At 53.2% G+C, this 22,562-nt stretch carries 31 protein-coding genes; 5 read left to right on the top strand and 26 right to left on the bottom strand.

Features of this window, described 5'->3' with window-relative positions; genetic code table 11:
- Positions 1 to 45: 45 nt before the first annotated feature.
- The 7 genes from CJP46_RS10220 to CJP46_RS10190 form a co-directional block, all read right to left on the bottom strand.
- Positions 46 to 462 (bottom strand): GNAT family N-acetyltransferase, encoded by a 417-nt coding sequence (locus CJP46_RS10220; protein ID WP_094595501.1) that lies wholly within the window; start codon positions 460 to 462, stop codon positions 46 to 48.
- Positions 463 to 589: 127 nt separating this feature from the next.
- Complete coding sequence (locus CJP46_RS10215) at positions 590 to 1,069, bottom strand: DinB family protein (RefSeq protein WP_179281118.1); 480 nt, start codon at positions 1,067 to 1,069, stop codon at positions 590 to 592.
- A complete protein-coding gene (locus tag CJP46_RS10210) occupies positions 1,056 to 1,625 on the bottom strand; it encodes a GNAT family N-acetyltransferase (protein ID WP_094595499.1) in 570 nt (189 codons plus the stop codon). Before CJP46_RS10210 ends, CJP46_RS10215 begins: the two co-directional genes overlap by 14 nt.
- 105 nt (positions 1,626 to 1,730) lie before the next feature.
- Positions 1,731 to 2,309 (bottom strand): CDP-diacylglycerol--glycerol-3-phosphate 3-phosphatidyltransferase, encoded by a 579-nt coding sequence (gene pgsA / locus CJP46_RS10205; RefSeq protein ID WP_094595498.1) that lies wholly within the window; start codon positions 2,307 to 2,309, stop codon positions 1,731 to 1,733.
- Entirely contained in the window at positions 2,306 to 2,653 is a 348-nt protein-coding gene (locus tag CJP46_RS10200; protein WP_179281117.1) for a glyoxalase superfamily protein, read from the bottom strand. The genes pgsA and CJP46_RS10200 overlap by 4 nt, the downstream gene beginning before the upstream one ends.
- Before the next feature lie 45 nt (positions 2,654 to 2,698).
- A complete protein-coding gene (locus CJP46_RS10195) occupies positions 2,699 to 3,373 on the bottom strand; it encodes an HAD family hydrolase (protein ID WP_094595496.1) in 675 nt (224 codons plus the stop codon).
- A gap of 19 nt (positions 3,374 to 3,392) precedes the next feature.
- Positions 3,393 to 4,124, bottom strand: a complete 732-nt coding sequence (locus CJP46_RS10190; RefSeq protein ID WP_179281159.1) for a Type 1 glutamine amidotransferase-like domain-containing protein — start codon at positions 4,122 to 4,124, stop codon at positions 3,393 to 3,395.
- Positions 4,125 to 4,833: 709 nt separating this feature from the next.
- Here CJP46_RS10190 and CJP46_RS36150 point away from each other — a divergent pair.
- The 3 genes from CJP46_RS36150 to CJP46_RS10180 are packed head-to-tail and all read left to right on the top strand — an operon-like array spanning position 4,834 to position 6,828.
- On the top strand, positions 4,834 to 5,091 hold the full coding sequence (locus CJP46_RS36150) for a hypothetical protein (RefSeq protein WP_179281116.1): 258 nt from the start codon (positions 4,834 to 4,836) through the stop codon (positions 5,089 to 5,091).
- Complete coding sequence (gene erm / locus CJP46_RS10185; protein ID WP_094595495.1) at positions 5,064 to 5,924, top strand: 23S ribosomal RNA methyltransferase Erm; 861 nt, start codon at positions 5,064 to 5,066, stop codon at positions 5,922 to 5,924. Before CJP46_RS36150 ends, erm begins: the two co-directional genes overlap by 28 nt.
- Before the next feature lie 31 nt (positions 5,925 to 5,955).
- Positions 5,956 to 6,828, top strand: a complete 873-nt coding sequence (locus tag CJP46_RS10180; RefSeq protein ID WP_094595494.1) for an alpha/beta fold hydrolase — start codon at positions 5,956 to 5,958, stop codon at positions 6,826 to 6,828.
- 48 nt (positions 6,829 to 6,876) lie between these two features.
- On the opposite strand, the gene CJP46_RS10175 is transcribed toward CJP46_RS10180, so the two are convergent.
- From CJP46_RS10175 to CJP46_RS10105, 15 genes are all read right to left on the bottom strand, one after another.
- Entirely contained in the window at positions 6,877 to 7,356 is a 480-nt protein-coding gene (locus CJP46_RS10175; RefSeq protein WP_094595493.1) for an NUDIX hydrolase, read from the bottom strand.
- Between the two features lie 3 nt (positions 7,357 to 7,359).
- The gene (locus tag CJP46_RS10170) at positions 7,360 to 8,589 is read right to left on the bottom strand and encodes an aminopeptidase (RefSeq protein ID WP_094596126.1); all 1,230 of its coding nucleotides are present in this window, start codon (positions 8,587 to 8,589) and stop codon (positions 7,360 to 7,362) included.
- 40 nt (positions 8,590 to 8,629) lie between these two features.
- A complete protein-coding gene (locus CJP46_RS10165) occupies positions 8,630 to 8,947 on the bottom strand; it encodes a hypothetical protein (RefSeq protein WP_094595492.1) in 318 nt (105 codons plus the stop codon).
- A complete protein-coding gene (locus CJP46_RS10160; RefSeq protein WP_094595491.1) occupies positions 8,944 to 9,522 on the bottom strand; it encodes a ribonuclease FAU-1 family protein in 579 nt (192 codons plus the stop codon). Before CJP46_RS10160 ends, CJP46_RS10165 begins: the two co-directional genes overlap by 4 nt.
- Positions 9,519 to 9,971 (bottom strand): hypothetical protein, encoded by a 453-nt coding sequence (locus tag CJP46_RS36500; protein WP_179281115.1) that lies wholly within the window; start codon positions 9,969 to 9,971, stop codon positions 9,519 to 9,521. Before CJP46_RS36500 ends, CJP46_RS10160 begins: the two co-directional genes overlap by 4 nt.
- A gap of 76 nt (positions 9,972 to 10,047) precedes the next feature.
- Positions 10,048 to 10,845 carry a GNAT family N-acetyltransferase gene (locus CJP46_RS10150; RefSeq protein ID WP_094595490.1) on the bottom strand — a complete coding sequence of 266 codons (798 nt, stop codon included), beginning with the start codon at positions 10,843 to 10,845 and terminating at the stop codon, positions 10,048 to 10,050.
- A gap of 32 nt (positions 10,846 to 10,877) precedes the next feature.
- Complete coding sequence (locus CJP46_RS10145; RefSeq protein WP_094595489.1) at positions 10,878 to 11,417, bottom strand: YfiT family bacillithiol transferase; 540 nt, start codon at positions 11,415 to 11,417, stop codon at positions 10,878 to 10,880.
- Positions 11,404 to 11,847 carry a GNAT family N-acetyltransferase gene (locus CJP46_RS10140; RefSeq protein ID WP_094595488.1) on the bottom strand — a complete coding sequence of 148 codons (444 nt, stop codon included), beginning with the start codon at positions 11,845 to 11,847 and terminating at the stop codon, positions 11,404 to 11,406. Before CJP46_RS10140 ends, CJP46_RS10145 begins: the two co-directional genes overlap by 14 nt.
- 4 nt (positions 11,848 to 11,851) lie before the next feature.
- The gene (locus CJP46_RS10135; protein WP_094595487.1) at positions 11,852 to 12,310 is read right to left on the bottom strand and encodes an NUDIX domain-containing protein; all 459 of its coding nucleotides are present in this window, start codon (positions 12,308 to 12,310) and stop codon (positions 11,852 to 11,854) included.
- Positions 12,311 to 12,337: 27 nt separating this feature from the next.
- Positions 12,338 to 12,850, bottom strand: coding sequence for a GrpB family protein (locus tag CJP46_RS10130; protein ID WP_094595486.1), 513 nt, complete (start codon positions 12,848 to 12,850; stop codon positions 12,338 to 12,340).
- Positions 12,851 to 12,894: 44 nt separating this feature from the next.
- A complete protein-coding gene (locus CJP46_RS10125; protein ID WP_094595485.1) occupies positions 12,895 to 13,107 on the bottom strand; it encodes a helix-hairpin-helix domain-containing protein in 213 nt (70 codons plus the stop codon).
- Positions 13,108 to 13,109: 2 nt separating this feature from the next.
- Positions 13,110 to 13,664, bottom strand: coding sequence for a hypothetical protein (locus CJP46_RS10120; protein WP_094595484.1), 555 nt, complete (start codon positions 13,662 to 13,664; stop codon positions 13,110 to 13,112).
- Positions 13,665 to 13,789: 125 nt separating this feature from the next.
- Positions 13,790 to 14,626 (bottom strand): MBL fold metallo-hydrolase, encoded by an 837-nt coding sequence (locus tag CJP46_RS10115; protein WP_094595483.1) that lies wholly within the window; start codon positions 14,624 to 14,626, stop codon positions 13,790 to 13,792.
- On the bottom strand, positions 14,607 to 15,212 hold the full coding sequence (locus CJP46_RS10110) for a hypothetical protein (protein ID WP_143812953.1): 606 nt from the start codon (positions 15,210 to 15,212) through the stop codon (positions 14,607 to 14,609). The genes CJP46_RS10115 and CJP46_RS10110 overlap by 20 nt, the downstream gene beginning before the upstream one ends.
- A 57-nt stretch (positions 15,213 to 15,269) precedes the next feature.
- On the bottom strand, positions 15,270 to 16,346 hold the full coding sequence (locus tag CJP46_RS10105; protein WP_373557977.1) for a M42 family metallopeptidase: 1,077 nt from the start codon (positions 16,344 to 16,346) through the stop codon (positions 15,270 to 15,272).
- Between the two features lie 246 nt (positions 16,347 to 16,592).
- Between CJP46_RS10105 and fabV the strand changes: the two genes are divergently transcribed.
- Positions 16,593 to 17,786 (top strand): enoyl-ACP reductase FabV, encoded by a 1,194-nt coding sequence (gene fabV, locus CJP46_RS10100; protein ID WP_094595481.1) that lies wholly within the window; start codon positions 16,593 to 16,595, stop codon positions 17,784 to 17,786.
- Positions 17,787 to 17,843: 57 nt separating this feature from the next.
- Here the strand turns inward: fabV and CJP46_RS10095 are convergent, their stop codons facing one another.
- On the bottom strand, positions 17,844 to 18,686 hold the full coding sequence (locus CJP46_RS10095; RefSeq protein ID WP_179281114.1) for a GNAT family N-acetyltransferase: 843 nt from the start codon (positions 18,684 to 18,686) through the stop codon (positions 17,844 to 17,846).
- Between the two features lie 61 nt (positions 18,687 to 18,747).
- Positions 18,748 to 19,269, bottom strand: a complete 522-nt coding sequence (locus CJP46_RS10090) for a PadR family transcriptional regulator (protein WP_094595479.1) — start codon at positions 19,267 to 19,269, stop codon at positions 18,748 to 18,750.
- Between the two features lie 222 nt (positions 19,270 to 19,491).
- Between CJP46_RS10090 and CJP46_RS10085 the strand changes: the two genes are divergently transcribed.
- On the top strand, positions 19,492 to 20,724 hold the full coding sequence (locus CJP46_RS10085) for a cytochrome P450 (RefSeq protein WP_094595478.1): 1,233 nt from the start codon (positions 19,492 to 19,494) through the stop codon (positions 20,722 to 20,724).
- A 58-nt stretch (positions 20,725 to 20,782) separates the two neighbouring features.
- Here the strand turns inward: CJP46_RS10085 and CJP46_RS10080 are convergent, their stop codons facing one another.
- Positions 20,783 to 21,553, bottom strand: a complete 771-nt coding sequence (locus CJP46_RS10080) for an AAA family ATPase (protein ID WP_094595477.1) — start codon at positions 21,551 to 21,553, stop codon at positions 20,783 to 20,785.
- 21 nt (positions 21,554 to 21,574) lie between these two features.
- Positions 21,575 to 22,549, bottom strand: coding sequence for a phosphotransferase family protein (locus tag CJP46_RS10075; protein ID WP_094595476.1), 975 nt, complete (start codon positions 22,547 to 22,549; stop codon positions 21,575 to 21,577).
- Between the last annotated feature and the right edge of the window lie 13 nt (positions 22,550 to 22,562).

Genomic DNA, 22,562 nt, shown 5'->3' with positions numbered 1-22,562 from the left:
TAGAAACATAACCTATGCCCAAGGACGGTACTCCCGCGTATGCTCCTATGTATTGGAGGAATACAGCAGGATGCCGTCCCGCCGGTTCCAGCCCGACTTGGCCCAAAAATGATTGCCGACTTCATTCTCCGCGATCACCATGATATGGCACTTGGCGATGCCCTCTTCCCGGAGCTTATCCAGCCCCGCCTTCGCCAATTTTTGTCCGATGGACCGACCCCTGTAGGCGGGATCCACCGCAACGTGATAGATATAGCCCCTTCGGCCGTCATGGCCGCATAGAATGGTGCCGATCACCCGCTCCTCCTCGGTGGCGACAAAGCTCATGCCCGGGTTCCGAACCAGATACCGGTGTATCGATTCTTTCGAATCCGCGCCGCTCAGCCCCATCCCTTCGGTATTGCCCCATAGTTCCATGCATTGTTCATAATCCTCAATCAACAGCTCTCGCAGTGTTTCCATGATGTTAGTTCCTCCAGTCATTGAAAAGAACAAATGTCTATCCAAGCATCTCTAAGAAGACAGACCGCGTTTAGCGGAGGTTTTCTTGTGAGATAAGGATGTTTTGCCTCAGAAGCTCTCGTCCTGCCTATTTCCCGGCCTCCGCCCGCTCTACCGAGTCGGGACCGAGAATCTGCCTGAAGTGATGCCGCATATGCTCCAGGTAATCGTTCACCAGCCAGTCCAGCGTCGCTTCGCCGCCGCCGGGAAGAATGCAGGCTTTGCCGTAATCATCCGTAGTCAGCGTCTCAAGAACATGGGCAATTTGCCTGTTCAGCATGATCCACAGCGTGATGATATCCGGCTGGGTATACTGCTCCTGATACCCGTGCAGGTCCACCCACCGGTCCTGATCGTATCCCTCAAGCGTTACCGGCTGCGCCGACAGCTTTATTTTGACAAAACGAAGATGGTTGTTCGCCGCCGAATCGCATAAGTGGCCCACGATTTCCTGCTTCGACCACTTGGAGGATCCCGGTTTGTGCCTGAACACCTCTTCGGGCAAGTCTTTCAGTTCGTTTTGAAAATATTCGACCAAACGGTTCAAGGTTTGACTATAACTGTTCATTCTGTTTCTCCTCTCCATCGGCTGCACTGTATTCGATCAGCCAGCAATCGCGATATTCTCCTTCATGCCATTCGCGCTTTTCAAGCAGCCTGATCTTGCGGAAACCGCATTTTTCATATACGCGCAGGGCCCTGGTGTTCCAAGTTTGCGGATCCATGACGATTTTATCGGCTTGAAGCGTGTTGGATAGATAAGAGACCATGCCTTGAATCAGTCTCGTGCCGATTCCCCGGTTCCAGCAGTCGGGCTCTCCTATAAACTGATCCATGCCGAAAATCCGGCCGTCCCCCTCGCCATAGCCATACGCCTCACGTTCTTCCGGGTCGACCCGATAATACTGGATATAGCCGATATCCCGGTCGTCCAGTTGAATGATGCAGGCTTCGATTTGCTCATCTCGGTAAAAGTGCTCCTGCACCATTGCCATATCATGCGGGCGGTCCCGGCCTTCATAATATTCCAGGACGCGCGGATCGCTGAGCCATCGGACCAACCAGTCCGCATCGCCCGCCTCCAGTCTCCTTACGCTGATCCCCTGCTTCCTCCAAAGAATCAAAATTACGCCTCCCCCCGCAAGGTTCCGATTATAAGCTGCTTGCCACGAGTTTAGGGAGCAGGCAGCTGATTACATAGTATGAACTGAAGAAATAGTTCGATCTATTCACATGAAAAGTTTCGTGTTTTTGACCACGTAGTGGTACCCTGACAAGACAGTCATCATCACGGCGATCACCATCAAGAAGGAATCGACGCGAAGGCTCGTCAGCCATTGAAAAGGATAGTTATTCAGCAGCACGACCGTAATGGCGACGACCTGGGACACCATTTTCCACTTGCCGTACCGGTCTGCCGCCAGAGCGATCCCCCTGCCCGAAGCCGCCATGCGCAGTGCGGTCACGATGAATTCACGGCCGATCATCACGAAAGCCATCCAGGCCGGAACCATCCCGGCATCGACCATCATGATCAACGCCACGGAAACGAGCAGCTTATCCGCAAGCGGATCAAGCAGCTTCCCGAGATTGGTAATCAGGTGGTATTTGCGGGCAATATAACCGTCGAGCTTATCCGTAGCGGAAGCCAGGACGAATACGCCCACCGCCATGTAGGTCCCGTATTGGTTCAGAAATTGAATAAACACGCTGGAATCCGCCAGCCATACGGGGTACTCTGCGAAAAAAAGGATAAACAAGGGGATCAGCATAATTCTGGCCAGCGTTAGCTTGTTCGCCGGGTTCATGCATCTTTCCTCTCAAAAAACGTGATCCGGTTGCCAAAAGGATCGATCACGCTGACCTCCATATGCTCCAGTCCCGGCCGCGCATGCTTGTACTTCTTCGCAATCAGTTTGGCATGCAGGCTCTCGATGTCTTCGACTTCCACCCGGATTGCCGAACCGGGACAGCAATCGCCGTGATGCCCGCTCAAATGGATCTCACAGCCCCCACTGGACACCTGCATGTACAAGGGAAGATCGTCTTCATAGCGATGCTCCCAGTCGATTCGAAATTCCAGGAAATCCACGTAAAACTCCTTGGCCTTGTTCTCATCGAAAATCCGAAAGATCGGTGTTATTTTCTTCATCACTCATCCTCCTGTGGAAGTGATACAAACTCATGCCCGGCTTGGCTATGATACAGGCAATGCGGCGGCAAGCTGCACGGGTGCCGACAGCTGGACGTACCGGCTCTCCACATAGGGATTGAACCAGACCGCATGGAACACCTTCATCCCTGCCTGATGCGCCCCATCCAGCTCCCCGGAGCCTCCATCCCCTACAAAAACGCAATCCTCCGGTTGCATCTGCAGCCTTCGGCACGCGAGTTCATAAATGGAGGGGTCGGGTTTGCAGCATTCTACCTCGTATGAAAAAATAACGTCATCAAAATACCCGGCCAGCGGGGAATCTCCCCAGCCCAGGACTTCCTCCTCCGAGCAGTTGCTGATCAGTCCCAGCTTCCAGCCATGGCTCCGAAGGGTTTCGAGCATGTCCAAAATGTCAGGACGTACGGCCTCAAAAGGTATCCGCTTCTCTTGGATCCTTGCCTGGTAGAGCGACTGCACAGCCTGTTCGTCCGCATCAAGCCCCCTGCCTCGGCAAATATCCCGGATGACGTCCGGAAAGGTTGCGAACTCCCCGCGCATCCGTTGTTCCACCCGTCTCCTCCACTCCAGCTTGAACTGCTCCTCGCTCAGGCCCAGCAGACCCGGGTAATCGTAGCGGCGGCCCGATATCCGGCGGCCATCCGCAAATTCGGTGATCAAAGTCTCGTACAGATCGAACAAAACGGCTTTCGTGCCCAAGTTTCATCCTCCTTACTGGTCAGCGGGATTCCCGGTTTAGATCATGGCCCGGTCCGCTCCCCAAATATACGGTCGGAATAACCGTTTCCATCACATGTCCTTCCACGGCTTGCACCTCGAAGGCTTTGGCCATTGGACGCGAACTGACTGCCCGGTGAAAAATCCCATCCACATAATGCAGTGCTGCTCCATCATCTGCGGCTATTCCTCCGCCGATTTGACCGCTTTGGATCAGTCGTTGATAACCGGGCCTGCGGTCCGCTTCCCCGTCATAATGGGGGCAGTGACTTCCTGGAAGCAAACCGAGACCTTCCAGCCGGGTTAGCTCACCAGGGACGGAATCCGTGACACCTTCCTCAAACCAGCAAATGGAACCGGCGCTTAAGCCGGATAAAATAACCCCATTCTCCCAGGCGGTCTTTAAATATCGATCCACGCTTCGTTCCTTCCATACCGCAAGCATTGATTTCGTATTGCCGCCCCCGACGTAAATGATGTCCTGATCCAGAATAAAGTCTTCCAGATCGACGGTGGGTGGCTGAACCAGGGAAAGATGGGATGGTGTGCATTCCAGGCGCTGGAACGCATCATAAAAACGATCGATATACCCTTGCGCATCACCGCTCGCCGTCGGTACAAAGCAAACCTTGGGACTGCCGGTGTCCGCCTGCCGGAGGATATATAGATCCAGCAAAAGGTTAGCCGGTTCCATCGAAAACCCTCCGCCACCCATAGCGATAATCTGTTTGATGCTGACGACCTCCTTTCCATGACGCGTAATGACAGTCATTAGCAAAATTGCCGCAAGCAATGTATTTTACCTATTCGACGGCTAATCCCCAGACCCTTTCTTCGCCAGGTACTTGCTAAAAATGGATTGATATGGTAGCCTTTTAGTAATTTACGAAGAACGGAGGGTTACGTGTGGTAGATCAGTTTATCCGGGTTCGCACGTTTTGCAACTAACATATTGCAAAATTCTCTGCTTGTACGCGGAGGACTCAGGATTGGTCTGCCCTTTTTTAAAGGTAACCCACAGCTTCAGCACTCTCGTGGCCGGAATGTCGTCAGCAGAAAGCTCATGATGTCCGGCCTGCCTTTAAAAATTCATCTCACATGAATGAATTACGGATTGTGCCCTCTAGGACAGGAATGACAGCATTCCCCTGCCCTCCAGGCATGAACCGGCGTTCATGTAAGACCCTATATCCTGCGGCCGAAGGAGCTATTGTTCCTTGGACCGGGCGGTCCTTTCGCGAAACGTTAACACAGGCAGATAGCCTGTGTTTTTTTGTGTTTGTTTTTACGCTAACGATCATTTCGGGCAAGGAGGGTTACGTGTGGTAGATCAGTTTATCCGGGTTCGCATGGTGTACAGCTGCTAAGAAAAAAAGCCGTTGGCTTTGCTGTGTACAGAGAAACTCAGGATAGGTCTGCCTTTTTGCCAGGTAACCTCCCTTTTGCTCAGGAAAAAAATCGCTTGGTCGATGCGTATGCGCCGCCACCCGCCGCTTCAAAGAAAGCCGGGCTTATACGCCGATGAACTGCTCCTTCATGCAGTCCAATCCGGCCGCGCGGTGACCAATCATTCGGCGAATCCCGCCGGATTCCGCGACGTTATCCTGAGTCTCTCCACTTCACAGCTCAGCCGATGGCAGAAACCATCGCTGAATAACGGAGGGATTCATGGATGCATAAACATCGACAACGAAATATAAAGACGCGCTTGAACATAGAGAAACCCACAGTAAAAGGACAGCACCTGCTGCACTATGAGCCGGTCATTCATGACATGATCGGAATGGCTGAGGTCACATCCGCCGACACAGTGCTCGATCTGGGCGCCGGGCGGGGAGCCATCACGTTCCCGCTCGCGAAGAAAGCGGGCAGAGTGCTGGCTATTGAGAACGATGCCGCGTTCGCCGCCACGCTTCGGCAAAAGGCAGTTCCCGGCTCCAATGTGGCCGTTATTGAAAGAGACATTCGCGAAGCTTATTTTCCAAAGGAGCCGTTTCATGTCGTAGCCAACATTCCATTTTTTATGACGACATTCATTCTCGAGAAGCTGCTCGATCCGCCGGGTTCTTCGTTCCAGGGAGCGGTGCTGATCGTACAGCACGGAGCGGCCAAGGGATTTACGGCAAGGCAGATTCGCAGCTCGCGTCTGCTCAAGTGGCGGATGTGCTTTGACTTCGAACTGGTGAAGGTCGTGCCCCGGCGCCATTTTTCACCTCCACCTCAAGTGGACGCAGCCCTTCTCCGTATCCGGAGACGGAAATCGCCCTGGGTGGAATCGCGGCATCATCATGCGTTCGGCGGATTGGCCGAATATGCGCTGGACGACCCGGCAATGCCGGTGAGCGAAGCGCTGGCTGGGATTTTTACACCTGTGCAAATGAGGCACCTGCTGCAGCAAATCCAGGTGGACCGGAATACCCCTGTATGCTTGCTGCGCGAGCGGGATTGGGCCAACGTCTTTGATACGATGCGGGAAAAGGTCCCCTCTTATCGCTGGCCGAAAGCAACAACGAAGAAAAAGAGCGCCAGGTAGGCGTGAATTGAAATCTAAGGAGGATACACAAATGACAGAACAACTCATTAAAATGGATGGTATTGAACTGTGCACCGAAAGCTTTGGACGAAAGGAAGATCCGGCGATCCTGCTCATTATGGGCGCCACAGCCTCGATGATCTGGTGGGAGGACGAATTTTGCCAGCGGCTTGCTGACGCGGGACGGTTTGTCATCCGTTACGACAACCGGGACGTCGGCCAATCGATGAACGATGAGCCAGGTAACCCGCAGTACGGCTTAGAGGACATGGCCGATGACGCCATCCGCGTGCTGGACGCCTACGGGATTGACCGGGCCCATTTGGCAGGCATGTCGCTCGGCGGCCTGCTGACGCTGATGGCTACGATCAAGTATCCCGAGCGGGTGCTGAGCGATACGCTGATCATGACTTCTTCGTTCCGTGACCCGAGTCTGCCGGAAATGGAAGAGAAGGTTGCTGCTTTTTTTGCTTCGGCCGGTCAGGTCAATTGGGAGGACGAACAGGAGGTGCTGAATTTCAGCGTCCAAAAATGGAACTTGCTCCGTGGGTCTAAGCATGCTCCGGACGAGGATAAAGTCCGCCGGCTGGCCGCACGGGAGCTGCAGCGGACCCGCAGTTGGACGGCGAGCATGTTCAACCATGGCCTGCTGACCGGCGGGGAGGAACTGATTGCCCGGGTACCGGACATCAGGGTGCCGGCCCTCGTTATCCATGGCACGGAGGATCCGATTATTCCTTATGCCCACGGGGAAGCGCTGGTCCGGGAGATTCCGGGCGCCCGGCTGGTAACCTTGGAAGGAACCGGCCATGAGCTGCATCTGGGCGACTGGGGCGTGATTTTGGATGCGATCATACAGCATACCGCAGGCATCCAGCAGAGCCAATCGGGATCAGTAAAATAATTAATAAAGCAGCGGGCAGGGACTCATCCCTGCCCGCTTTCTGTATCCTTATGGATGATGAATCCGATGTTTCAAGACAGATTTGCCATCAATCATTGATTTTATGTCCGTCTTCAGCTCTTTCGGGTATACCGCCAAGTCCTGTAATTCCTCAACCGTAAACCATTTGAATATAAGCCTGCCGCCATCCTCAATCCCTGGAAATTCGCCCTCCCGCTCCAGAATTTCATGGCCCTCGGGAAAAGAAAATGTGTAATAAAATCCGATTTCATGGTAGTGCATTCGATCGTATTCGAAAAAATCCTCGTTGACATACAACAGCTTGTCTATCTGTATATCGATGCCCAGCTCCTCCCGGATCTCCCGGATAAGAGCCTGGTCCGTCGATTCCTGAAGCTCCACCCGCCCGCCAGGCAGGTTCCAGAAATCGTCCTGCAGCGTTGTGTGCAGCAAAATCCGGTGGCAGTGAACGGCGATTCCCGCAACCCGAAAGTTAAATTTGTTCTGCCCTTCCGAAAAGGTGATCATCGCTCACACCCAGCTTCCGTTTCGAAGCAGCGGCTCGATCGAGCCGTCCTCATGCTCTGCATCGATGCTCAGGTCCGCCGACCCGACCATAAAATCTTCGTGCTGCATGCTGACGTTGGCCCCGCGGGCAAGCAGCTCCTCATCGCCGAGTCCCGCCCCGCCCTGCAAATTGGTCGGATACGCGTTCCCGAGCGCAAAATGGCAGGACGCGTTCTCATCAATGCCCACGTTATAGAAGATCCGATTCAGACGGGAGATCGGCGAATCATGGGGTACGATCGCGACTTCGCCCAAGTACCGTGTCCCCTCATCGGCATCCAAATACTGCTTCAACGCCTCATATCCGGTCTCCGCCCCAAAATCCACCACACGCCCCTCACGAAACGTCAGGGAAAAGTGGTCCACCAGCTGACCGTTCAGCACAAACGGCCGGGTGCTCGACACCGTTCCGTTTGTTCCCGTGCGGTGCGGCATCGTATATACTTCCTCGGTCGGCATGTTTGCCACGAACGGAATCCCGCTCTGGTTGACCTGGCCGCCGCCAAGCCAGATATGTCCCGGAACGAGTTCGACCGTCAAATCGGTGCCGGGTGCCTTGTAATGCAGCCTGCGGTACTGCTTGGCGTTCAGCTTATCGGTGACGGCCCGTAAATGCTGAGTGTGCGTCTGCCAGGCAGCCACCGGATCCTCTTCGTCGATATGGTTCATCCGGAAGATCGATTCCCATAAGGCACTCACCCGCTCTTCCTGCGGGCGGTCGGCAAACACTTGATCCGCCCAAGCCTGACTCGGCACGTTGACGATGCACCAGCTGATCCGATTGGTGCGCACGTACCCGAGATAGTTCCGGCGGGCGGCGGCAGCGGCTTTCCGGGAAGCCGATATTTTCACCGGATCTACGCCCTCATACAAATTCGGGTTCTCCCCGTCCAGCAGAAGAACCGCTCCCCCGGACTCCGCAATGCTCTCCATCATGTGCGCCGTCCAAGGGGGATAGAACGCAAACGACTCCGGCCCCGCCAGGTCATAGCGCATACGCACCACGGTCTCGTCACGCCAGTTCAACTGTACATATTTGGCCCCGGCCTGGTAGGCTTTGGCCGTAACCAGCCGCGCAAAATCAGCCGACTCTATAGGTGACTCCACATAGAGCACCTGACCCGGCTGCACATTCACGCCCACTTGGACGAGCAGCTCCGCGTATTTTTCCATGTGCTTCTGAAAATCTGTCAATAACATCCCCTGCCTCTTCTATTTATATATTGTACGATCTTCATAACGAACCGATTGCCCTGGTGATCAGAGGAAACGCATAAATGACCGCGATGCAGGCCAGCAAAATCCAGCTGAGGATCCGCGGGTACTTGGCGCGGTACAATCTCACGGTACCAAATATGCCTGCGACGAGCAATGCCAAACCGGCGATGACCGGCAGATGATATCGGGTCGAGCCTGGCGTCGGACTCCCAATCCATGGATCCAAACCCAAGCTTGAGAATATCATGTCCCCCACGGATACATCCTGATGATTTTGCACCAAAAGGACCAGCGCGGCCAAAATCATCAGGAAATACGGTATACCTTTGTTCACGCGTAATCACCTCCCTTGGAATCTGCTCCGCTTGGCTCATTCCTTTCCAGCATCCAATCCAGATGTTTCTTACTATGGTTCCATATCCAATGGGTCCCCGTCTCGATTTGGGGCAACAGCCCATTCAAGGTTCGGTACGCGAGCCTGAAGTCCTCCTCCGTAATCTTCGAACTGCGAAGTGCTTCGCTCAATTCGTCTTCATCTTTGATCACATAGCTGCCATCAGGAAAGACGACCAAGTCCAGATACAGGTCATCCCAATAAGGAATGCCCTCCCCGCTCAGGCCGTTCCGTTTCGTTATATCTACGTACCATTGGATGACCTCACGCTCCGCATTAAACATGGTGGTGACCGCGTAGTGCTCCTCTTCCGGAAAGTGCTGCATCCAAACATATCCCTGATCCGCGAGGCACAGGTTCCGGCTCTTCATCTGCACGACAAGAGGCTCGCTGATTTGACGAATCGAGAGGATTGTCACATGCCCATTAAATTCATCGGACCATAGCGACCTGCAGGCAAAGTCTCTCTCCAGGACACGCCGCCAACCCTGCCGGTCGGCATATTTTCGCTTCACTTGCTCCCCTCCCGAGCTCTCCTTTTCAGCATGACTCTGGCCGCCCACGCAAAGCAAGCGACAATGACGATACCCATTCCCGTGTATAACCACCAATGCGTTTGGCTCTCCAGACCTTCGGAATAAGTTCCCTGCTCAATCGCCAGAATGTACGAATTGTCACCGGTTCGAACCGCGATGGCCTCCTGGCTGCTCCGCCCTTGAATGGCGTAGTAACCTGTTCCTTTGGGATAACTATTAGAGAAGTTCCCCCGGTACGTCCCTTCCCGGTCCGAATACTTCGTGACTTTGCCAATTTTTTGGCCGACGTCCTCGGGCTGAACGGCTTGTTCGGTGACCTGGTAGATATGTCCGGAGTAAACGACAAATGGATAAGCCCAGCTTGCAGAGGCGATAGATAGCGGAATGAGGAAGATGAAAGCAAAAAATAGAGGCAGCACTCTTTTCAAATGACATTCCTCCTCCGAAAAAATAGCCATCAGCAAAAACGCTCAACCGTGGATTATTTACACATCAACCGGCAGCTTATGCCTGAACCCATGTTCCCCGGGTATAGCACAGCTTCAGACCTGCCCGCTCCATGTTGCGGTGGCTGGTCGAGGCGTAGGCCGCCTGGCCGACCACGATCCGGCAGCTGCTTCGATACGCTTCGGTGATCCTTTTTTCCAAAAGTGCCTGCTGAACCCCTTGGTTTCGGTATTCTTCCAACGTAGTGGCAAACGTAAGCGAAGCCGATTCATCCTGAATATACATCACGCCTACGCCCGCCGGCTTGCCGTTGACCCATGCCGCATAGAATTTCCAGCCATCTCTGTCATAAAGTACGATGTTGTTGTCGGCGATATGATGTTTGCCTGATATCGGCAGACCGGTGCCCAGGCAGTGAATTTCGGCATATAAGTCCATTTCGTCCGCAGCGAGTTCCCGGATCGTAATATGCTCTCTTACTGTCTCACAAGACCGCGGTTCGCCGTATATGGTTGCGTGATACCCGGCCTGGTAATAACCTCGATCAAAGAGAGCCTTCATCAGCTTGGGATGAGATTTGGAAGGAGCCACTTCAAATTGGCATCGGCCCTGCCGCTTCCGATAAAAATCCATAATTTCATCCAGGTGCTCCGCCTCTTGCTCTCCCATCCCCTTCACCGTATTAAACTGCGGCCACGGCATCGCTTGACTATAGAACGCGGTAGCCCCGCCAAAGGTTTGGATGTCGATTCCCATCGGATTGCCGGGCCGTTCCTGAATCGCCTTCATCCGGTCGATCATGTAATCGATTTCGGATTTCTCCATTATATCGGCCAGTTCTTTGCTTATGTACATATTTATGACGTCCTTTCAGGCTTGATCATTGTTCATTGATTCCTATTTATTCTCGCGGCAAAAGCGGAAATCTGGGCGGCATGATGACAATGATGCCAGATGAACCTTTGCAGGGCCGTGTCCAGCGTGACCGTTCCGAGCACCTCAGTTCGCAGCGTTCTGCGAAAGTCCACGGGAGTCAGCTTTAGCAGCAGTCTATAAAAACGGTAATGCAGAAGCTCAATCAGTGACAATGAATGCTCGATGGTCAGATCCATATAATCCGGCAGCTCAGCCCATAGGTCTTCCCGGTATGAACTTGCCAGAGGCTCCTGCTCGGTCAGGGCTCTTTTAAAACGAATATACGCATTCATATCATTATCCGCCAAATGATGAACGATCTGCCGGACCGTCCAGCCTTCAGGGCGGTAAGGAACATCAAGCTGCTCTTTCAGAAAATGGTTTAGAACGCTTTGCAGCTTGCCGCTCAATTCCGGAATTTGCCCGATCCAATCTTCGCGCTGCTGAGAGGAGGGGGCGATCACGGGCTCAAAAGAACCTATCGGAAATCGCAAAGCATCAAGCGCGCTCATCGTTCTTTTCCCTTTTTGTCACCTTCGCTGCCTCGTGACTCTTATGCATGACAACCTGCCGGGTCGGTTTGTAGCCGGCTTGTTTATAAAAATCCACCAGGCCGCTTTCGCAAAATAAGCTGATCACGTGGATATTTCCCAGTTCGGCTGTGATGCGGTTGACGATCTCCCGTCCCAGACCCCGGTTTCTGTAATCCTCATGCACGCCCATATCCTCGATATACGCACGGAACAGGCCATCCGAGACCGCCCTTGCAAACCCGACCAGCCTGTCCTCGTCCCAGGCGCCGACAGCAATGGATGAACCGAGCATGGATTCGATATCGGCCAACGTTCTTTCCGGCCACCAGCCCAGGTGCTCATACAGCCGTTTCACCTGTGCGGCGGGGATATGTTTATCCTGATACGTCCGTACCGTGATTGGATTCATAATTCTAGCTCCTTAATATGGCAATTTGCCTTTGTTTTAAATCTTCAAACACAGGCCGCTGAACCGAACTGATCGGCAACTGTTCGATTTCATCCATGGACTTGAATTCAAGCTGAAGCGACTCCTGATGGAGATCCCGAAAAAGAAGCCTTATTCCGTTATCAGACAGCCTCCCCTGCAATTTTGCTTCCGCCTTGAAGATGAACATGACAAACACGACCTCGTTCCCGTCGGGATAGGTATACTGCATTTTAGGCCCGCTGTAGACTCCCATCAGTTCATGACTCTGGACGACCAGTCCAGTCTCTTCCAGCACTTCCCGCTTCATCGTTTCCTCAATCGTTTCTCCGGGCTCCATCGCACCGCCGGGCAATCCCCAATCCCCATAATCGGACCTGCGCTGCATGAGGATGCGGCCGGCTTGATCCTGAATGATAGCGCCGCCTGTAACGATAATGCGCATAGCTGCATCCTCCCTCCTGATGCGAAATCAGCCTTTTGCCCAATCCCGCGCTTTTTCTAACAGCCCAGCAATCGTTCCGGATTTTTCATCCGAATATTCCAACAACGTGTTGATGCCCCTTGCCAACGTGTTCCGTTTTGCCTCTGCATAGGCATGCGCCTGCTCCGGATGGGAGCGCAGGTAATCCCTGAATAGCAGGTTATCCCGCCAAATGGTGGAGTCCCACTCGGTAATTTGCAGATTGATCTTCAGCCCGGTACGTTTACGGTAATGAATCCGCCCCGGCACTCCCAGCATATGCTCATACTGCATGGAAACCAGCTGCCGGTCTGTCCACTCGCCAATTTGGAGCTCCTTGAGGCCGATCAGGATATCGACAATCGGCTTGGCCGTCATCCCTTCGACAGACGTGCTCCCGATATGGGCAAACTCCACCGCTTGTTCCGCAAACACAGGCTCCAGCTTCCTCTTCTCTTGTTCGTAGATTTCCTTCCATTTATCCTGATAAGGAGATAGCTCTATAATTTCATCAATACCCATGAGTTCCCTCCGATCCGATCATTGCTCCTCTTTTGAGCAGCTCCTTATTTGGAAAAATCCAGCCCCTTGTCGGCCAGTGCCTGCCGAAGCTGCTCTACCGCCGTAGGTCCGATACCGTGAAGCTGCTTCAGCTCCGGTTCGGTGAGATTCGCGACCTCTTCAAGCCGGATAATTCCCGCATTCCGGAGCGCGCGAACCGCCGGCTGGGCCAGCTTGGGCAAACCGCTTTCCGCCGAATTCTGATTGTCCTTTGCCATGCTTACAGACCTCCTTTAATAGATGGATGGTAACTTCCAATCACTTTTTCGTCCCAAATCTGTGCCTCAATGTATCGTTCAGGCCCCCGGTCCCCGTGCTTGTTCCATTCCTGTGGAAACCCGTACCTGGCGATGACTTCCCGGATTTCATCCTTCGTATACACCTGCTTGCGGTAGGGCTTGCCATCTTCGTAGCGCATCGTCGGAAACAGATCGCCGTACGTAAAACTGATCGAACGATCATCAAATTCGTCCCAGCCGATTTGAACCACGTTTGGCTCCACATACCAGGAACGCAGCCAATCGCACGGTCCGAGGGTCATGTAATGCGGATACGGGTTTGCAGGCTGGCCGCCTTTGGCTATAAACGACTCTCTGGCCCGGACTTCCAGTTTGAGCCTCGTTTCCATGTAATCACCTGCTCTTTGGCTGGCAAACGTCTTTCCATCCTGGACGATCCGCCCCAAAACTTCATGGGCTTCTTCCAGCGGCAGGCTTGACAGGTTTCGAAACGAGCCCAGTTCGGCTTCAAAATAGTGGTACAGAACCAACGTCATTGGCCTTCGCTCCTTTCGGCAGCTTGGTTACACCTCAGCCCACTCAAAAAATAAAGCGTCAGAACATATCCACGATGTCTAACGCTTTACGTTTTATTCCATTTTAGTCAAAAGGGCAAGCCTTCTCAATGAAAACCGGACTCTGTTCCCGAATATTCTCGCCGAATGATTCCGACATTCTCCTCATGACTCGCGATGGTCGATTCGGACACGAATCCGTGCTCCTGCTGCAGCCGTTCCAGCGCCTCCCGGTCATCCGCAAGCACCGCCTGTTTCAGCCGCTCGATATGATCAAGCGCCACGCTCGCCCTCCGCTCCATCTCCGGACGATCAGCCGTGTATTGGCCGTGACCGGGAATCAGCCACTGCACCGCATGCTCCTTCAGAATCCGGCCAGCCTTATGCAAGGTCTGCTCATAGGATCGTGCACTATCTTCAATAAAAGGCAGTTCGAAATCGGATAAATAGTCTCCGGACACAAACACACCGAGCGGATCGATAACAGTAAACAGACCGTCCGCCGTGTGTCCCGGCGCTAAATAGAAAGTCAACGTATCACCGCCGATCGGCACCTGCTGACCGTCGCCGGTAATCACGATATCCAGCTCAGGGAACTCCACCGGGTAGTCCCTGGTGACATAGTAAGTCGCGTCAAAATCGCGAATCAGGCGCAGCTTATGCTCCTTCTCCGGATGGTGCTTCAGGCCCTCGCTTCCGATCGTGACTGCCCCTGGAAAAGCACGGTAACCGATAATGTGATCGAAGTCACCGTGGGTAAACAGCAGATAGCAGGGCCGATCCCCCCGGATCTTGCCAACGTGTTCCTTGATTTCCTCGATCTCGCCGGGAAGCCAATTCGGGTCCACGATCAGAACGCCCTCGTTCAACTGAATGACGGTAGAGGTGGTCTGAAACAAGGCGCTTTGAAACACGGTGATCCGGTCAATGGAAAATTGAATCATAGCCCAGCCACTCCTCGTTGATTTTCTTCGCATAACGATACACATTAAAATCGCTGTACTGCACATAAAATCCATCACGGATCAAATGGTGATATTCCGGATTTATCCCAAAGGAAAAGGATATCCCCGGACCTTGGCCCGACTGCCCGAAGGGAATTTCTTGCCCGCTCATGTCCGTTAACCGGAGGTTCGGTCCCTGGGTTGTGACGGAACCGTCCGGATTAAGCTTACCGTTATACATAAATTCACCCGATCGATGATCCCATCCGGGAAACGCCTCGAAACTGAAATAAATGTCATTCCCCCGATTCCACACATTGTCCAGCAGGATACGCGTATGGTTCAGCTCTAGGACTTCGACTTTTAAATCCTTCCGTTCATCATGCCCGAATGCAATCCACTCCGGTTTGACGAAAATTTTGACGGGTACCTTCTCCTTTGCGAGATTCACGGCATACCCCTCATGGCGGAATACATGATCCATAATGCCTTCATCCGAATAGTTCAATGCATATATCCTGTACCCGCCCAAAATGACGATGATCACCGCAATGATCATAACTGCCCATTTTCTTCCTGTGCTCATTTAAAGAGTTCCTTTCAACCATTCGCGAAAAAATGGAGTACGACGCGTTCCCCCGCCCTACCCGATCAGCTTATCCACCGTTTCGCGGTCCAGCTTCTTGATCACCGCCGTCAGCAGGTCAGCGGCCTGACTGAAATCGGACTTGGACATCACAGAATTGTGGCTGTGGATGTAACGCGTGGCAAACCCCACGGACAGGGTCGGGCAGCCGATGCCGCTTGTATGAATCCGGCCGCCGTCCGTACTTCCGCCGGTGATGGCGTCAAACTGCAGGGAAATGCCCAGCTCCTCCGCCGTGTCGATCACGAGGTCCCGCAGCGCTGTATTCGGAATCATCGAGGCGTCAAAAATGAGCACCAGCGGTCCGTCGCCCATATTGCATTTCATCGGGTTCGATTCGCTGCCAGGCGTGTCATGCGCAATACCGACGTCCAGTGCAAAGGCCACGTCCGGCTGAATGAGGTTGGCGGCCGTTCCCGCACCACGGAGGCCAACTTCCTCCTGTACCGTCGCTCCCGCATAAATGACGTTCGGATGCTGATCATTCTGCAGACGGGACAGGATTTCGACCGCCAGCGAGCAGCCGGAGCGGTTGTCGAGCGCTTTGCCCGCCCATAGCTCGCCATCGCGCATCGTAAAGAAATCGCTCACCGGTACGACCCAGTCGCCGGGACGAACCCCCATCTCCTTGGCGTCTGCCTCATCTTTTGCCCCGATATCGATGTACAGATCCTTCAGCTTCATGACCTTGGTCCGCTCCTCGGCCTCCAGCACATGGGGCGGCTTGGAGCCGATGATGCCTATGTATTCGCCTTTGCGCGTCTTTACTTTCACCCGGTGGGAAAGAACGTTATGCGCCCACCAGCCGCCAAGCTGGTTAAAACGCAAAAAACCTTTCGGCGTGATCTGGGTGACCATAAATCCGATCTCGTCCAGATGGCCGGCAAGCATCACCTTTGGTCCCCCGGCAAGGCCGGTTTTCACCCCAAACACGCTGCCGAGCCGATCCATCACCAGCTCCTCGCTAAGCGATTCAAGATAGCTTTTCATTTGGGTACGAACGGCGCCTTCGTGTCCGGGTACCCCGTCACACTCGGTCAACACCTTCATTCGCTGCGTCATTTCATCCATCATTGTTCTTCAACCTCCCAATCTGCGTTCTATTAAAATTTGGACGAACTCCATCCGATGTTCCTTCGTATATTGCTTCGCTCTCTCTACTCCGTTAACCTCCCTTTTCCCGGGAAAACTCTTGTAGGCTCCGATTCAGCTTTTCCCGTGTTTAACATCGATGTCCGGCAGACACCCGTTTTTCTTTTCAAAATAAGAGAGGTACAATATTCCTAAGCTTAAACTTCGCAAAGAAAGGACGCATCCCCCATGATCATTACACCCCGAACCCGCGGTTTTATATGCACGACGGCGCATCCGGAGGGCTGTGCCAAGCAGGTACAGGAGCAGATCGATTACATACAGCGGCAGCCTAAATTGAACGGCCCGAAGCGGGTCCTGGTCATCGGAGCCTCTACTGGTTACGGCCTGTCGGCACGGATCACCGCCGCTTTTGGCGCGGGAGCTGCCACGGTCGGCGTCTTCCGTCCCAGCTCCGCCCGGGACAAACGGACCGCATCGGCGGGCTGGTACAATTCGGCGGCTTTTGAGCGGCGGGCCGCAGAAGCCGGATTGAAATCAACCAGCATCTCAGGCGATGCCTTCGCGGAGGAGACGAAGGACCGCGTCATGGACACGATTGCCAAGGAGTTCGGCCAGGTAGACCTCGTCGTGTACAGCGTAGCTTCGTCCCGGCGTACCGATCCGGACAGCGGGAAGACGTACAACTCGGTCCTGAAGCCGATCGGGGCGCCCTTCACCGGTAAGGCCGTGAACTTTCATACCGGTGAAGTGACGGACGAAGTCACGACCGAACCAGCGGAAGGCGATGACATCGACCAAACGATCGCCGTGATGGGAGGCGCCGATTGGCAGCGGTGGATCGACCGGCTTCGGCAGGCAGACCTTCTGGCCGACGGAGCGGTGACCATCGCCTACTCCTATATCGGCTCCGATCTCACCCGGGCAATTTACCGGGAAGGCACGATCGGAAAAGCCAAAGAGGATCTGGAGGCAGCCGCGCAGCGAATGACCCGTGAGCTGTCCGGCTTGGGCGGCAGAGCTTACGTCGTCGTCAGCAAGGCCCTGGTCACCCAGTCGGCTGCAGCCGTTCCGGTCTTCCCTTTGTACATTGCCGCGCTCTATAAAGTGATGAAGGAAAAGGGCATCCACGAAAATACGATCCAGCAGTCATACCGACTGTTTGCCGACAAACTGTACCGCGAGGGAGGCACGTCGGTAGATGAGGAGGGCCGGATCCGCATCGACGATTGGGAGCTGCGACCGGATGTTCAGGAGGAAGTGGCCCGGATTTGGGATCAAGTCACAACGAATAATGTATATGATCTGACGGATCTGAAAGAGTACCGGCGCGAGTTTTTTCAGCTGTTCGGCTTTGAGACGGACGGCATCGACTACGGCAAGGATACAGATCCGGACGTAACCCTTCCAAACGCAAGGTAACAGAAAAGGCAGCCGGTGTAATCCGGCTGCCTTTAGGTTTTTTAACAATATCCATTTTTATATTGCTCTCCAGGTGTGTTCCGCAAAGCTCGCCGCCTCTTTAAAATGATGTCTCTCATACAGCCTTCTGGCACCTTGATTGGATTTGGCGATGCGCAAATAGATTCGTGGGATCTTTCTGCTCGCCATTTGCCGGATACAGTGAGTAAGAATCGTACTGCCATACCCGCGGTTTTGTTGATCCGGTGCTACAACGATGTCCTGAATATATTCACCAGAAATGATATAAGCCCCGATCAGATTTCCGTCCTTCCAAAATGAACGAAATTCATCATTTCGAACCTTATCCTCCAACCTTTCATGAAATAAACGTATATTTATGCGGTGTTGATCCAAAGGCCAGCCGTTTTCTTGATTTAATGCGTTGTATGCCCTGTCAAATAAGTCGGCCAAAGGAGTCAGCATACTTGCATCATATGTATTTATAATGAGACCGGTATTGGATATATCGGGTTCATGCGGCCCGTCATAATACAAATGATAGCCCTCCATATCCGTTTGAAAGCCCAATTGACGGACGAAATGGATCGCCTGGGTATTCTCTCCGTATAAATTGAAACACAGCTCTTGGGTACCTGTTTGCTGCTGAAGATAAGGAGTCATGGTATTCGCAATAAGATCTAGGAGGACATCCGAATCCGCCTCCTGGATAAATGCAAAATATGCGATAACGCATTGATCATCCTCGGCGATACAAAAGACCCCATGTTCATACTCCGAATGCTTATGATATATAACCGCAAGCTTATTATCCCGAACAGCCCGTTCTGCATAGTCTCTTGCTTGCGGCGAGATATGGGCGATCAGTCCGAGAATGTCCTCTATTGATTCGGGGTTCACATGCTCCCCCTCCTTTTCACCGAATCGTCTAAAAATACTTCCCGTCAACACGGGAGGCATCCTATTGATCATTATTTGTCTTGCGGACAAGCTCGTCGATCCAGCGGATCTCCCCTTCAACCCGCGATATCGTGTGCTGAAGGACCTCATTCAGGAACATTTCATGCGCCAAGTTTTGTTCTTGCCGCTGCTGAATGGCAGCCAGAAGGGATTCGAGGTCTTTTTTACGCATATCCAGAATTCTCAGCCGATTCTCACGGGAAATGCGGTCAAACAGAGATACCCGGATCATGAACTCAATTTCATGCTTGGCGTCTTTTTCGGTAAAAACGTTGATCAGCTCGGCAATTTTCGCCCTGCCCGCATCCGTAATTTCGTACACATACTGGCTGGGCCGGCCCTCCTGCTCATGGCGTTTCCTAATGATGGCCCCTCCCGACGTAAACCGGCGCAGCGCCGGGTACAGCAGATTATGGTTCACATCCATCAAATAGCCGAGGTCTTTTTGGATCTCTTTTTTGATTTCGTACCCGTGTTTGGGGGATTTTTCAATTTGGATTAAAATAAGTAAGTCGATATACATAGATCCTGCCCTCTCGTCTGAAATGACTGCTTTCCGGGTTTATGTATTTAATAGCATACCAATTCGGGTAGGGTTCTTCAACGAATTCCGACAAACTCCGCATTTCACTGCACCCAAAGTCATGGGGCGTTGGGCTGTGGCTCCCTTTTGTCCGATATGTTAAATTAACATATGATATTTTAAACATGAGGATCACTATTCTTCAAAACGGGAGGGAATGGAATGCAAGAAATCATTGCTTTGGCTGATATTACCCAATTCCGGTCACGATCCGAAGAATTCAACCCGTACGATTGGTATCGGCACAAGCTGCAGAACGAGCCGATCAGCTACAACGAAGCCACGAATACCTGGAACGTATTCCGCTACGAAGATGTCAAACGGGTGCTCAGCGACTATGAGTACTTCTCCAGCGTGAGAACGCGCACGACGATCAGCGTCGGCGCCGACAATGACGAAGGCCGGGGAAACGACAAAATCAACACGATCAATGCCGATCCGCCGGAGCACCGGAAACGCCGTTCCCTGCTGTCTGCCGCTTTTACGCCGCGAAGCCTGAAGCTGTGGGAGCCGCGGATTCACGAGGTCGTTCGCCAGCTGCTCGATGATATGGGCGATGCCCCGGTCATCGACGTGGTCAAGGACTTTACCGGCGCACTGCCCGTCATTGTGATGGCGGATCTGCTCGGGGTGCCTTCCAAAGACCGCCTGCTGTTCAAAGAGTGGGTGGACACCTTATTTCTTCCTTATAACAAAGACAAAGCAGCGGAAATCGGCGAACTGAAGCGCCAGGCTGCCACAGAGTACTATACTTACCTTTTTCCTTATATTGTTCAAAAAAGATCCCAGCTCGGCGATGACATTATTTCCGACCTGATCCAGGCCGACGTGGAAGGAGAACGGTTCACGGATGACGAGATCGTCCGCTCTACGATGTTCCTGCTGGGAGCCGGCGTGGAAACGACGAGCCATCTGCTCGCCAACACGTTCTATTCGTTCCTGTACGATAACGACCAGATTTACGGGGAAGTCCGGGCGAACCGGGAGCTTGTTCCGAACACCGTGGAGGAAATGCTGCGGTACCGCTTCAATATTACTAAAATGGACCGGACCGTCAAGCAGGATAACAACGTGCTCGGCGTCGATTTGAAAAAGGGCGATGTCGTCGTCGCCTGGATGAGCGCCGCCAACATGGATGAACAGATGTTTGAAGATCCCTTTACCCTGAACATCCACCGTCCGAACAGCAAAAAGCATCTGACCTTCGGGAATGGGCCGCATTTCTGCATGGGCGCGCCGCTGGCCCGTTTGGAGGCGAATATCGGGCTGGAGCTGTTCATGGATTATTTTGAGATGATCGAGCCGGTTCCCGGCTTCCAGCTGGAAGAGAATCTGACGCCTTCCGCCGCCGGCCAAGGACTGGTAAGCCTGCCTGTGCGGGTTAAGCGGGCTTAAGCTTCGCTCTTATATGAAAAGGGCCCGCTTCCGATTAACGGGAGCGGCCTTTGTTTGTTTACGATTCCGGATCTTCCTCCAGCAAAATATCCAGCATTTGCTCCGGACTCTCCATCATTTTTCGAGTAATTATGTAATGGTCCGTATCCTCCAGCTTCACCGGGCGCATGCCTTGATCATCCAGCAGCCAAATTTCCGCATGGGGGTATGACATCAGGATCGGCGAATGCGTGGCGATGATGAACTGCGACCGCTTCTTCACCAACTGGTGAATCCGGGACAGCATGGAGAGCTGCTTCAATGGAGACAGCGCGGCCTCCGGCTCGTCCATCAGGTACAGCCCTCTTCCCCCAAACCGGTGCATAAACGTCGCAAAAAAGCTTTCGCCATGGGACTGCTCATGCAGCGATTTGCCTCCATAGGAATTCCTAATGAGTGGTAGTGGTACTTCCATATCCTCATCCAACTGGTCGATATTCGTCGCCACGTTATAATAACTCTCCGCCCGGAAGAAAAAGCCGTCCTTCGGCCGGACGACGCCGCGCACGAGCCGCATGTACCGATGCAAATCCGAGTGGGAGGACATCGTCTCAAAGGAAAAATTAATCGTGCCTCCTTCGGGATTAAAACCCCAGGCCACTGCCATACCCTCCAGCAGGGTGGATTTGCCCGATCCGTTTTCGCCGACGATAAACGTTACCGGCTGTTGAAACGACAAGCCGTGAAAGTCATGGACAGCCGGCAGGCTGAAAGGATACGCGCGAAAGGACGGCACTTCCTCTCTCCTCAGCATCACGCTCCGCAAATATAAAGAACGTGCATCCAGCATAAACCGATCCGCTCCTTTCCTTTAGAAATCATAAGTGTGTAGGGTACTTCTTTGATAGAGGGATCCGCCCCGTCCTTCTATTGCAGGCGGTACCATTCCGGCGGCCCCGTTTCGAAAATCATGCGTGTCGATCGTCCGCTCAATCTTTTCCATCGTTTCCTGAACTCTATCATTTTGGGCACCCCCGATCAAGGTCGCATGCTGATTCAGCGCCACAAACAGATTGTATTTCGGCCAAAAGTCATCCGGAATGCAATCATGAAAATATCCGTGGACCTGGCCCTTCGCAAAATACGGGCTGATCTGGCAGGTGTACTTCGGCAGTTTGAAAAATTCCTCCCACGGGTCTCCCCAATCAAATCGGCCGAAGTCGATCACGCCGGCAAGCCGATGATTTTGAAAAATCAGGTTGGACGGATGAAAATCGTCATGCTGAAAGGTCACCGGACTCTTTTTAAGCAGGTCCAAATGATCGTCTATGTAGCTCTCCAAATAGCTCTGGCGGTGGAAACGAAGGCCCAGTCCCCGGAGCTTCTCCTTTTTCTGCCTGTATTTTTCTGTACGCTGTGGCGCCCAGGCTATGGGGAAATTAGGGGTGACCTCATGGATCTTTTTTAGTTCTTTCCCGGCTGCGGCCCCCTGGTGAAGTTGAGCCTCCGGCGATAATCCGGGCAAAACCTCCTCCCCGCTAACACCGGGGATGTAAGACAGCAGCAAATAGCAGAGGTCAAGATGCCGGGCCAGTTCCACCACCAGCGGCTTGGAGCAGCGCACCTGATTCGCTTCGTGCTTCCGGAGCAGCTCGAACTCCACCCGATGTCTGGCATACGCGCTTCCTTCATGTACCCGCAACAGATACACCGGGGTATCGGCCTGATACAAAATAAACTTCCGTGCATCCGAATATCCCTTCTCCAGCGGCTCAGCCCGGTCATATCCAACACACTCTCTGATTTCGGCAAATAGTTTGCGTATCCGCTCCTCCATCGGCTCCATCCAATCCCCCCAC

The organism is Paenibacillus sp. XY044 (assembly GCF_002257645.1).
Taxonomy (GTDB): Bacteria; Bacillota; Bacilli; order Paenibacillales; family Paenibacillaceae; genus Paenibacillus_AQ.
The sequence above is the reverse complement of the archived record's forward strand: the minus strand, read 5'-3'. Positions and strand labels throughout refer to the sequence as shown.